Origin of the sequence: Paenibacillus sp. sptzw28, from assembly GCF_019550795.1 — a bacterium.
Lineage (GTDB): Bacteria > Bacillota > Bacilli > Paenibacillales > Paenibacillaceae > Paenibacillus_Z.
In genome coordinates, this window is record NZ_CP080545.1 from 5740197 (window position 1) to 5752458 (window position 12262).

A 12262-nucleotide genomic window follows, 5' to 3' on the forward strand; every position below is an offset into this window, starting at 1 on the left:
TCTTACAGTTTAAGTTTGCCGAACTCTTCGCCGAACACGATATCTTTGGCCAGTTCATTAGCTTTAGTAAGGGATGCATGTGTTCCGGCATCGGTCCACCAGCCCTTCAGGATATCGTAAGAGAGTTCATTAGAAGCAATATAAGCATTATTAACATCGGTGATTTCCAGTTCACCGCGGCCGGAAGGCTTTAACGTCCGTACAATCTCAAATACACGGCTATCATACATGTATATTCCGGTTACAGCGAAGCTGCTTTTAGGTTGCTGCGGTTTTTCCTCGATCGAGACGATTCTGTCCCCGTCGAGTTCTGCCACACCATACCGCTGCGGATCATGAACCTCTTGAATAAGGATCTTGGCCCCCTTAACTTGCTGCCGGAAATTATCCGCAAAAGTCGCTATGCTGTCATCGAATACATTGTCGCCCAGGATAACAACCATTTGGTCGCCATTCACGAAACGCTCCGCCATTCCAAGCGCTTGAGCAATTCCACCGGCCTCGTCCTGCACTTTATATGTAAAGGTCAGACCGAACTCGCGTCCGCTGCCTAGCAGGTTGACCACATCGCCCATGTGGTCTTTACCTGTGACGATTAGGATATCATTAATATCAGCTTCTTTAAGCTTGGCAATTGAGTGGAAAATCATCGGGTATTTGCCTACTGGAAGCAAGTGCTTATTTGTTATTTTGGTGAGTGGATACAGGCGAGAGCCTGTTCCGCCTGCAAGAATTATACCTTTCATTAATTTCAGCCTCCCACGCATTGTATTTAAATTTTAATGCCTATGTAAAACATTTAATTAGTGAAATTTCCATATTAGGGCGACCAAGTAATTCCTTGCTGGATGACCCTTGCAGGATTACCAACTGCCACCGAATTGGCCGGAATATCTTTTGTCACAACCGATTTAGCACCAATCACAACGTTATCGCCTATCTTCACATTTTTTAAAATTGAAGCGCCATGTCCTATCCAAACTCGATCACCAATAATGATTCTCCCGCATATCTGCTCTACACCGTCAATTTTGTGTACATCAGAATCAATAATAGTTACATCCCATGAAATCATACAGCTTTCCCCGATCGATATATCTTTAAAGGCAAATATTTTGGAAAATCCCGAAACATGAGTATTATTTCCGATACTCAATTTCCCTCCGGTTATTACCTTTACTCTAACACCAGGTGCCAAATTAACCTTTCCACTAATAGTCAACTCGGCACTCTCCCCAATGTTGATAATGGATTGATCTTTACCCGGAGTGCTTGCAAACCCAAATTCTGTTCCGATTATAAGGATATCACTGACAAGAAGCCTTGCTTTAGCACCCTTCGTCAAGATGGATTTAGGATGTATTAGAATCGGAAATCCATCAATATTATTAGTCTCATCCACTAATTTGGAGATTTTCCGACTTTTCCAACGAGTCAGCCAATTGAGAAATTGAGTCTTCATATTTTCTTTACCTTCTCCACTAGCTTCCTCAGAGGCGTGCTATATCTCCATATTTTGGAGGATTTTATTTTGTTTAAATCGTTATTTAATTCGTTTATTAGGCTGTTTGCTGTATCCAAATCGAACTTGGACTGTTTTAATTTCTCGCTCATCTGTTGAATATTTTGTTTAAGAGCGTTATTTTCATCTTGAACCAATCTATTTTTCTCTTCCATCTCATGAATTGTCTCTTCAGACAATCTATTTTTCTCTTCCATCTCATGAATTGTCTCTTCAGACAATCTATTTTTCTCTTCTAACTTATGATTCGTTTCTTCAAATGCATCAAGACGAACCTCCAAGTTTCTAATCTGATCCATTAGTTGAACTTCCCGATTTAATCTTACATCTAACTCAAGGCATTTGCTTTGAACCTGTTGCTGGTAGAAGAAAAAATAGTCGGTTATATTCGGTACATTGATAACATTTGAGTAATCATACTGCTCTATGGTTTCTTTATAAATGTCGATTAACTTTTCTGAGTGCTTGTCAATACAGAACTTATCTATTATTATAGATCGATTCACTTCCCCCATCTCTGGATGGTATGAATGAAATATATCTATTAAATCATCAACCGTATAATCCTTTCGAAACCTTCTACCCGATAAATTATTCTTTAAACTTTCTTCTAGTAAAGATTCCGTAATCATGCCATCTCCACCGTGTATATCATAAACGAGCACAGCTCTTCCACAAGCCATGCTCTCTAAAACTCCCCGTCCCAAGGTAATGACAAGGTCAGCTTTGTTAATGTAGTGTTCAGTATCCCAAACCATATTTGGGTATCCTATATGAAAAACTTCTATGTTCAAACGCCTGCATGCTTCTTCAATTTTCTCTTTCATCTCGTCCACGAAGTGATTCGATAAAACCAGAACCTTCTTTAGCTTTGTATTGATTGGCGTAAGCGGGGAATATCGGATAATATCAACTGCATTATTAATAATATCAACATTGGTAACACCACTTTTATTTAAATGATTTTTAACCTCTTCACTCACAGCTAAATATTTGCTAATTCCAAGTTCGATCTCTGGGGTTTGTTCGAGAAAAGGCAATACCCCATGCACCATAACCACAATCGGGAGATGGGGAAAGTATTTTCTAGCAATAATAGTAGTCGTATTATGATGACAGTGAATGATATCATGTTGACGGATATTCTTAGCCACAAGAATGTCATCCGTAACATATACCCCATTTTCTTCAATTTTTTGCTTAATTTTACCCAGAAGCGGGGCATAAATAGTAATCTCGTGACCCCATTCGACAAGCTTCTTAGTAAGAGTATACAAGTAAGTCTCAGTCCCAGCATAATCTTGCAGATGATGGGTTACAAATAAAATTCTCATTTATATCATCCTCACAAAATATTGGTACGTTTACTCGTGCTCCCTAGGTTGGAGTTAACGTGAATTTCGGGATTTAAGTTTGCAATACCTATACTCATATTATTGGGAGTGATTATAACTTTTTTAAAATCAAGTCTTCTATCTACGGGTACTATTTCAAAATTAACACGCTCGGATAATCCGGAAGAAACAAAGTATTCTCCCTTTCCTAGATTCAATTTTGTTTTAAAATCTACTGTAAAAACAGCATCCTTAACTTGAGGCGGTATGACAATCTTTTCGTCATAGGTATTTATAGCAAAAGCTTCAATTCCGTTTATCGTTTTTATTGTAAATCCGATAATGGGGAACTCCAATTCTTTATTTGCCTTCGCAACAATACGAATTGTACATGTTTCGCACGATTCAACCTTCTCCAAGCTCTCATTTTCATAGTTTAGAAATTGAACATCAAGTATCTCACCATCACCTGTACCATAGCGGGTTTCTTGAATAGTACCCAATGTTTTAGGCTTTTCTTCTTTTTGTTTAATCTGAGCCATTTCCTCGCTGTTAGCATAAATTATTTGATAATATGAATTAACTACCTGATTAGGTTCACCCGAGTCAATAATTCTTCCCTTGTCCAAAAGATAGGCATAATTGCAGTACTGTTTTACCGATTGAACATCATGGGTTACAAACAAGATTGTCTTTCCCTTTTCTTGAAATTCCTCAAACTTTCTAAAACATTTCATTTGAAACCGACTGTCGCCGACGGCTAATGCCTCATCTACTATTAGGATTTCAGGATCAATATGGATGGCAGCTGAAAAAGCTAGGCGGACATACATACCGCTTGAGTAAGTTTTGACGGGTTCATCAATAAAACGGCCAATTTCAGCAAAAGCTTCAATTTCATTAAACCGTTGGTCCATTTCATATTTGCTAAAACCCTGTATAGCTCCATTTAAATAAACATTATCTCGACCCGAAAATTCGCCGTTAAAACCTGCCCCCAACTCAAGTAGTGCAGCTATGCGACCATTAATGTTCACCTTACCTGACGTAGGATTCAATACTCCGGCAATAATCTTCAATAATGTACTTTTACCACTGCCGTTTTGTCCTACAATTCCTACAGTTTGTCCTTTTCTTACTAAAAAATTAATATCTTGAAGCGCCCAAAAATCGGTATGATAGGTCGTATTACTGAAGGATATCATTTCCTTTAATCTGTCTTTGGGGGTTGCATACATCTTATAGTGTTTGGACAAGGAAGAAACCTGAATCGATATATCCTGCATACTAACTCCCCTTCATAATAGACTCGATTTTACGAGCTGATTTTTCCCAATTAAAACGTTGAACATATTGATAAGACTTCTCCGACATAAGTTTCTGTTTCTCTTCGTTATTAAGAAGTGCTATAACTTCTTTTGCGATGCTAAATGGGTCAGAATCTGCCAATACGGCTTCTCCTTCAGTAAAGACAGTATGTGTACACTCTGATTTAATTTCGACGACCGGAAGTTTACATGCCATCATTTCATGCGGAATTAAAGAATAATTAGTCATAGAAAATACCATTCCAATAGTTGCTTCGCTATATAACATTGCTAACTGTTCGTGGTTTAAAATTCCTGCATTTTTATATTCAAACGGTATCCCTTGATAATCATTCCAACCAAATAAGACAATTTCACAATCTGGAATCTGTTCTTTGACTATACTCAAAGCCAATATGCCAAGTTCAACTCCACGTCTCGGAGTAACATGTCTAGCGTAATAGACAATTGTTTGCTTCTTTCGTTCTATTTTTCTGGGATAATAAACAGTTGGTTCAAATGCCAATTCAAAATAATCGGCTTCGCAACCATATCTCTCCCTCATAATGTTTGCCAACCAAGGTCCGGCCGTTATGCATTTGTACCCCATCTTATAAGTCTGTTCCGCAAACACAAACTCTGAACTCATTGCATAAAAAGACGGTTCGAAATCCTGAACAAAATAACTTTTTTGCTTGGCATTATTTACTCGATATACATAGTAGGCCGTTACCCAGGAAGTAGCGAGAAGGATATCACAATTTCTAGGTTTTTGGTGCCCCAGTTCGACTTGCGCCTTTAAGGAAATAAAATGGCGGTTAATCGCGTCTCTGGCGTCAAGGCCATTAGAATAATTTGTGTGTCCAACAATATAAATACGATTATCATGTCCAAATTTTTCGAGAAAGTGAATTATGCGAAAAATAGTCATATGACCACCCGATCCTATACCGAAATCCGGGATGAACCAATTGATTATCAACTTTCGGCTATCAGTTATCCTTTGCGGTCTAAATGGGTTGTTTTGTAAATCAACCTTGATAAAGTTCCAAAAAAAATCAGGTGATGCATCCGATAAGGCAGACACCACATTATTTTCGGGTTTCCCTCTTCTAGCAATGTAGCTTTTCCCCATATTAATCATTGCTTTAAAACCGGAGTGTTTCCATATAAATACGGCCCGCTTACTCAAATAAAGTATCTTTTTAAACATATTCTCCCCCAGGCTATCCTGCATTTTTTTCTAACGAAAACATTCGCTTCAGAAAACGCGGCATTTTTTTATGTCTTCCACCGAAATAAGCCCCTAATCTTCGGTAAACATTAAGCCAAAATGTGAAATATATCCAATAGAACTGCTGCCTCTTGGTATATTGGCACTCCTTAATAATATATTTAGCATCATTATATGTCGCCTTAAGACTCGCAGGAATCAATCTTAATAACGTGACTTGATCGATATAGCCGAGCGTTAACTCCAAACCTCTGTATTCATCGAAAAAACGCTTAATATATTGGTTTAACGGATAACTATGAGAGTGTATGACAGAGGCAGTAGGTGAGTATACTTTTTTGTATTTATTCTCCATAATATCTTTGCCCATTAACTGATCTTCGGAATAGATCACATCACGAAATTTGATTTGTTCCCATACATCTTTGCGTAAAGCTGAATTAACGTTAGAATTAAAAGCCATCCACCCCTGGTTGTTGCGATAATGCTCCCACCCCTCCTCATTATCTGCCACATATTGAATCAAAGGCTCGTTTGTAACTGAAAAGTTTTTAAAATGATAGATTATATCTTTTTGCGTTGTCGGATTACAATCCGCTCTTGGAATATGTTTACCGAATACACAAGCAACGGCTGAGTCCAAGTGAAAACCGGCGATTAATTCGTCCAACCATGAATCATTTGCTGGCGTCGCATCTTGCGTTATAAAAACTAGGAATTCTCCATTGGCCAAACTAGCTGCATAGTTTCTTGTTTTGCCATGCCCGAATTCCTTTTTATCAATGGCATAATATCTTACCGGATATTTCTTGACGATCTCAATAGTACCATCCACCGAACCGGAATCAACGACAATAACTTCATATTTGTACTGTGTTTTTTGGCTGAATACAGCTGTTAAAACTTCATCAATGTATTCAATTCCATTATAGGTTGGCAGAATAACTGAAACATTGATTTTAGATTCCATAAGTCTTCCCTCGCATGTATGATAATTTAAACTCTATAAAACATCAGCAAATCCGGATTTAAGCTTGCGAAAGATTAAACCACCAATCAAAAACATGGCCATACCTGCAGCAAATAAATACATTAGTCCATAAAAGTTTATTGGTTCATCGCTAAGCAGTATCATTCTATATCCTTCAATTAAATAAAATACAGGATTAATTTCTAGATACACTTTATATTCATTAGGAATGGCGCTAAATGGAAAGACGATAGGTGTGAAATAGAACCAGAGGTTCAACACAACTCCTATAAACTGTCCGATGTCTCGTAAGTACACCGTTAGACTTGCAAGAAGCCAGCTTAATCCAAGCATGAATAGGGATATTCCCACTAAGTAAAGGGGCAGCACAAATACCGTTGCCTTTAGATCTATTCCATTCGCCAGGAGAAATATCAGCAATAAACAGAAGGAAATGAAATGGTTAATCAGTCCAGAGATAAGATAATTAAAAGAAAGAAGCTCACTGTTAAACCTCATCTTTGTAACTAAATTCACGTTATCCATAATGGTGTTTGGTGCTCTTGACACCACTTCAACAAAGTATAGCCATGGTATTAAACCGCAAACCAGCCAAACAGTAAAATTGACTCCCGTAAATTCTGGACCCAGTTTGATTCTCATTACGACCGAAAAAATAAAACTAAAAATTAAAATTTGGCTTATCGGATGGATAATTGACCATAATAGACCCAGATATGAACCGGCGTATTTGGTTTTTAAATCACGTTTTACCATACCAATGATGGTGTACCTATTGTGTTTTATTGATTTGGAAAACCTAATAATCCCCTTCATTTCATCACCTTTTTATATTTATGTAGTAATTTTTTAGCTATCATAAGAATGGGTTTAACAATCGTACGTGTTAGGTTAGCTCCACTTCGTTTAGATGGGAATCGTCTTGGTAGATAACAGAAATTCATTAAATCCTTAATTGTATTTTCCCAATAAAACTCCGATTTCATATTCTTTATGTTTTCTCTCATCGTAACGGAAAGGCCTGGATTTTGGTAAAGATCGATAAGAGAGTCGGCAATATGTTTAGCATCCTTAAACTTAACAACTTTTCCTATATTATTCTTTGTAATAACTTGAGAGAAGTAATCTCCTTCAGTAGTGATCACCGGAATATTACACCAAATATAATCAAGAACACGGGTTCGATACGAGTACCTTGTCTCAAAATTATCGAAATGCGTTATGACTCCAACATTGGAACTCAACAAGTAATTCTGTCTATTTTCGTATGGTACCCATTCACTCAATATTACGTTGTTATCAAGTAATTGGTGGTCTTTACAGAATGCTGTAATTTTCTCATCCTCTTTTGCTCCCATTACTAAAAGCTTTATATAGGGATGTCGGTGCTTAAGTATTACAAAGGCCTGAAGTAATGTTTCAATATCCAACCATTCCCATACTCCACCCGCCCATATTGCTAAGAAATCATTCTCTTTCACGCCATATTGGCGACGAACATCGTTTGTTTTTTCAGGCTCTTCCGATGGAATCCCCATTGGAACAACACCAATTATTTCCTTGCTATTGTGACTGTGTCTGTAAGTTTTAGGATTTATTTTACCTAAAATAGCGATGCAACCTAACCAAAAATCAACTTGTCTATCATTTGAGCATATATAGTAATCTCCACAAACTATTTGTTCTTTTAGAATATCAATGTCAATTTGATATAATGTAGAATCAACAAGCCCGTTACCACGAAGTTCCAAGTTCTCCAAGATAAAAGGATCATATAAATCAACAACAAGTGGTTTATTCAAAGATTTCAGCAGAGGATAATGAAATAAGGTTGTTCCTTGAACAATAATAACGTCTGCCCATTTACCCATTGCACGAATCTGTGGGTTACTTAACGGGTACCAACGTTCTTGACTCTCTACACTATCATACGACGGGATAAGCATTGTTACTTGAAAGTGTTGTTTTAATTGAAAATACATATTCACATATCTAATAGAAGGTCCGGACATTTTATTCGTGAATGGTAATGGACTTACTAACAAGACTTTGTTTTTTAACATCTCGTTCCTTTTTTCTCCAGCAAAATTGATAAGTATTCTAATAATTCACTCTTTAATTCCTTACGTTCTAATGCTAATTCTATCGATGTCTTAATAAAGCCGAGTTTCTCGCCAACATCGTACCGAATACCGTCAAAATGGTAGGCAAGTACACGTTCTTGCTTACCAAGCAGGCTAATCGCGTCGGTTAATTGAATTTCACCACCCGTTCCAACTTCCAGAGAGGAGAGAATATCAAAAATAGAAGGCGTAAGAAGATATCGGCCCATAATCGCCAAATTCGACGGGGCTACTTTCAGAGGAGGTTTCTCAATCAATTCCAAAACATTGTATAACTTTTCATTGATCATTACCCCATTCACGATACCATACCGAGATACTTCTTCATTCGGAACAGGCTTAATGCCCACAATTGATTTTTGATGATAGTCAAACAATTCTATCATTTGTTGCAAACATGGCTTTTCTGATCGAACAATGTCATCCCCAAGCAAGACAGCAAAAGGCTCATTTCCGATAAATTTCCTTGCACACCATACGGCATGTCCGAGACCTTTCGGTTCTTTTTGGCGAATATAATGAATGTCAGCCATCTTTGATGATTTCTGTACTTCGTCTAGTAAATCAAACTTTCCTTTTTCTCTAAGGTTATGTTCCAACTCAAAACTATTATCAAAATGATCTTCTATTGCTCGTTTACCTTTTCCGGTGACAATAATGATATCTTCAATCCCAGAAGCAACCGCTTCTTCAACTATGTATTGTATAGTAGGTGTATCCACTATGGGCAGCATTTCTTTAGGCATGGCTTTAGTTGCCGGCAAGAAACGAGTGCCTAACCCTGCCGCTGGTATTATTGCCTTGCGAATCTTCATAATTCTGCGTATCCTCCAATATAATGTCGAATGTCTATCGCAATCTTACCAAAGAATCAAAAAAATTGTAACATTATATGCTCTCTATATTATGGTCTCTAGCATTTTACCTAAAAAAGATGCTAAAGTTGCGCTCAATTCTATTTGGATGAATTCAATAAGTTTACCAAATTTCCGAATTTTATACCATAACAAACAAATAACTTTTAATTGAATATCTGGGGTTTATAGGTATTGGAAGATACTTTTTGTCGTTTGGGTGAAGTTAACATCACTTCTAGATTTACCGTATACTATTTGTTAGAATAAAAAAATACGCGATATGAAATAATAGTATTTTCCAAACACAAAGGAGCACCTAAGGAAATGAAAAAAAAAGATTTGTCGATATCCAAAAAAAATGTCGTATCCGAAATCTCCCTGCTCCAGTGGGCAATACTAGCAGCTGTATCTCTATTCCTCTTTATTTTTCCGTTTCAAATTGCACTGTTCAATGGGTTTTCCTTCGATTTTGAAGGTGCATTATTGGAATCCATGATCTACGCATTCCTACTTCTTCTTATTGTCGGTATTCGTTTCTTCAGTTCCTGGCGATTGACGGATTACAGATCTCTTCTATCAATCTTCGTATTAGTGCTTCCTTTTATGTACTTCTTGTCGTACTTTAATGCGGTTGCTGTTCACAATGCGAAGCTCATGCTGCAGCTTGAGCTCATGATGGCTGCCTTCTTCATCATCGGTCTATACATAACGGAAAATAAACTAAATACATTAGTTGTTGAATTATCCATCCAAATATCCGGTTATGTTGTTGTCATTTACGGTTTAATGAATCTGCTTGGTCAAGCTTACTTCCCTAACGCGTTATGGCTGGCTGACACTAACGGATATCGTCTGACATCCGTATTCCAATATTCCAACTCATACGCGGCTTTTCTGGCGGCTCTTTTCTTGGGCGGGCTATTCTCCGCCGTTCATACGAAGCAGTGGTACTGGCGAGCGCTTCATAGCTTTATGCTGGTTCCGATATGGATATCATTCATGCTCACATACTCGCGTGCCGCTCTTGTATTCATTCCGGTACTTGTGCTGATCATCCTTCCTTTCCTGCGTATCGGCAAACAATTATCATACTTAATATACATGTTTCTCGCAATTGTTTCATCTTTCGCTATTTTGAGCGAAATTACGGCCATTTCTGATAGCATTTCCAAAATCCTAGAACCTTCTTCAGGTCAGGGTAAAACGATGTCGATATGGAACCATCTTCCTCTGAGTGGATGGGGACTACTGCTAGGCGCATCCATTCTTGTTGCAGCGGTTATTACATTGACTCATGACAAGCTGCTGAAATTGCTGGAAAACAGAACTGCGAAACTCGGGCGAACGAAATGGTCCTTCGTCGCGGTTCCCGCTGTATTCATAATAGTCGGCGCATTGGCAGCTACGCTCGTCTTCACAAGCAGTGGAGTTAGAAGTTTGCTACCAGCCAGCATTGCTAACCGCATTGAAACCATCAATTTTGAACAGCATAGCGTCCTGGAACGGGAAACGTTTTATCGGGACGCCTTAAAGGTCTCTGCAGATTATCCTCTCATTGGTGCCGGCGGCGGTGCTTGGACGGTTTTGTATGAAAAATATCAAAGCAACCCCTATACAAGCAACCAGGCGCATAACTTTTACCTTCAAACCTTGATTGAGATAGGTTGGATCGGGCTGATCCTATTACTTGCTTTTCTTGTTACGGTCTATTATCTGTTTATTAGAGCTTATATTAAAAACCCGGAGCTTCGCGGCAGCCATTTCTTGTTCTTTATCATTTCAATCTCGATTCTATCGCACAGCGCGATTGATTTCGATATGAGCTATGGCTTCCTTGCCGTTCTAGTATTCCTCTCCTTGGGGGCAATGCTTGGACCGTTCCACACGAAGCTGGTCATTACCTCTTTTGCATCTTACAAAGATCACAAATGGCGGATGATTTACCCTGCTTCGCTATCGATACTTGCTCTTATTATGTTCTTCTGGGTGTACAGGGAATATGATGCGAACCTCAGTTACCGTCACTCCCTGGAGATGGCGATTGTCGAGAAAAAACCGCTTAATGAAATTCTGCCGCCTATTGATCACGCGATCAGCATTTCACCGGATCAACCTGAGTATACGTTAAGAAAAATGAACTGGATGCAGCAGGCGTTCGACACTACTCATGACGTAAAATATAGGCAGGAGTACAAAAGATTACTCGATCAACTGAAACCTTTTGCACCTTACAATCGTTCATTAATATTAGATGAATATCGTTACTTCAAAGATGAAGGGCAAACGGACAAGGTGTTACAGACACTTGACGAAGGAATTGCGAAATTTCCTTGGGATATGAACTTCTATGAGGCAGCCATTATGGAATATTTCCTGGCCGGTCAGAACGAGAAACAAAAAAATTCTAAAGACACCGACATAAAATGGGACCACTCCCTCGAATTATATCAAGAGGTATTGAATCGAATTGAACGTCTTAAATTACTTCCAGCCGGACAGCTTCAAGGCAGAGAATTCAAAGTTTCTCCACTAATGAGACAAGCGATTGGACAAATTTATTACTTCAGAAAAGAGTATCAACAGTCGATAAATCTATTAAGAGAAGATATCAACGGAGAGTTTAACGATCCAAATACCCGAATTAATGTCCGTTTCTACCTTGCTTCTCTTGAAGCTCTGAGACAACGTGATGATAACTTATACAACAAATTAATAAAGGCTGACAGCAATGAACAAGCTGCATTGGAACAGCAATACAATAGTAACTAGGTGAAAATGGTATAGGTTCCTTTTTTCTCTAGTAATTAAAATGCAAATTACCAAAATTAGGGCTTTCCTTCCTACTAGTCCTGTTATATAATTGATTTTCGACAGGTTGTCTAATCTTGTCATGA

At 38.1% G+C, this 12262-nt stretch carries 10 protein-coding genes; 1 reads left to right on the forward strand and 9 read right to left on the reverse strand.

The features are described 5' to 3' along the window. Window positions 1-2: 2 nt before the first annotated feature. The 9 genes from KZ483_RS26575 to galU form a co-directional block, all read right to left on the reverse strand. Window positions 3-746 (reverse strand): sugar phosphate nucleotidyltransferase, encoded by a 744-nt coding sequence (locus tag KZ483_RS26575; protein ID WP_220350501.1) that lies wholly within the window; start codon window positions 744-746, stop codon window positions 3-5. Window positions 747-820: 74 nt separating this feature from the next. Then, a complete protein-coding gene (locus tag KZ483_RS28800; RefSeq protein WP_258881443.1) occupies window positions 821-1462 on the reverse strand; it encodes an acyltransferase in 642 nt (213 codons plus the stop codon). Then, on the reverse strand, window positions 1459-2856 hold the full coding sequence (locus KZ483_RS26585; RefSeq protein ID WP_220350502.1) for a glycosyltransferase family 4 protein: 1398 nt from the start codon (window positions 2854-2856) through the stop codon (window positions 1459-1461). The genes KZ483_RS28800 and KZ483_RS26585 overlap by 4 nt, the downstream gene beginning before the upstream one ends. An 11-nt stretch (window positions 2857-2867) precedes the next feature. Beyond that, complete coding sequence (locus KZ483_RS26590; RefSeq protein WP_220350503.1) at window positions 2868-4142, reverse strand: ABC transporter ATP-binding protein; 1275 nt, start codon at window positions 4140-4142, stop codon at window positions 2868-2870. 1 nt (window position 4143) lies between these two features. After that, entirely contained in the window at window positions 4144-5376 is a 1233-nt protein-coding gene (locus KZ483_RS26595; RefSeq protein ID WP_220350504.1) for a glycosyltransferase family 4 protein, read from the reverse strand. A 13-nt stretch (window positions 5377-5389) separates the two neighbouring features. Further along, window positions 5390-6367, reverse strand: coding sequence for a glycosyltransferase family 2 protein (locus tag KZ483_RS26600; RefSeq protein WP_220350505.1), 978 nt, complete (start codon window positions 6365-6367; stop codon window positions 5390-5392). A 33-nt stretch (window positions 6368-6400) separates the two neighbouring features. Then, the gene (locus KZ483_RS26605) at window positions 6401-7204 is read right to left on the reverse strand and encodes an ABC transporter permease (RefSeq protein ID WP_220350506.1); all 804 of its coding nucleotides are present in this window, start codon (window positions 7202-7204) and stop codon (window positions 6401-6403) included. After that, window positions 7201-8259, reverse strand: a complete 1059-nt coding sequence (locus KZ483_RS26610; RefSeq protein WP_220350507.1) for a glycosyltransferase — start codon at window positions 8257-8259, stop codon at window positions 7201-7203. The genes KZ483_RS26605 and KZ483_RS26610 overlap by 4 nt, the downstream gene beginning before the upstream one ends. Window positions 8260-8444: 185 nt before the next feature. Beyond that, window positions 8445-9326, reverse strand: coding sequence for a UTP--glucose-1-phosphate uridylyltransferase GalU (gene galU / locus KZ483_RS26615; RefSeq protein ID WP_309568618.1), 882 nt, complete (start codon window positions 9324-9326; stop codon window positions 8445-8447). A gap of 366 nt (window positions 9327-9692) precedes the next feature. Between galU and KZ483_RS26620 the strand changes: the two genes are divergently transcribed. After that, entirely contained in the window at window positions 9693-12137 is a 2445-nt protein-coding gene (locus KZ483_RS26620) for an O-antigen ligase family protein (RefSeq protein ID WP_220350508.1), read from the forward strand. Window positions 12138-12262: the final 125 nt, after the last annotated feature.

Coding starts and splice junctions, on each gene's coding strand:
- KZ483_RS26575 (WP_220350501.1), bottom strand. CDS start 746: ATGAAAGGTATAATTCTTGCAGGCGGAACAGGCTCTCGCCTGTATCCA.
- KZ483_RS28800 (WP_258881443.1), bottom strand. CDS start 1,462: ATGAAGACTCAATTTCTCAATTGGCTGACTCGTTGGAAAAGTCGGAAA.
- KZ483_RS26585 (WP_220350502.1), bottom strand. CDS start 2,856: ATGAGAATTTTATTTGTAACCCATCATCTGCAAGATTATGCTGGGACT.
- KZ483_RS26590 (WP_220350503.1), bottom strand. CDS start 4,142: ATGCAGGATATATCGATTCAGGTTTCTTCCTTGTCCAAACACTATAAG.
- KZ483_RS26595 (WP_220350504.1), bottom strand. CDS start 5,376: ATGTTTAAAAAGATACTTTATTTGAGTAAGCGGGCCGTATTTATATGG.
- KZ483_RS26600 (WP_220350505.1), bottom strand. CDS start 6,367: ATGGAATCTAAAATCAATGTTTCAGTTATTCTGCCAACCTATAATGGA.
- KZ483_RS26605 (WP_220350506.1), bottom strand. CDS start 7,204: ATGAAGGGGATTATTAGGTTTTCCAAATCAATAAAACACAATAGGTAC.
- KZ483_RS26610 (WP_220350507.1), bottom strand. CDS start 8,259: ATGGGTAAATGGGCAGACGTTATTATTGTTCAAGGAACAACCTTATTT.
- galU (WP_309568618.1), bottom strand. CDS start 9,326: ATGAAGATTCGCAAGGCAATAATACCAGCGGCAGGGTTAGGCACTCGT.
- KZ483_RS26620 (WP_220350508.1), top strand. CDS start 9,693: ATGAAAAAAAAAGATTTGTCGATATCCAAAAAAAATGTCGTATCCGAA.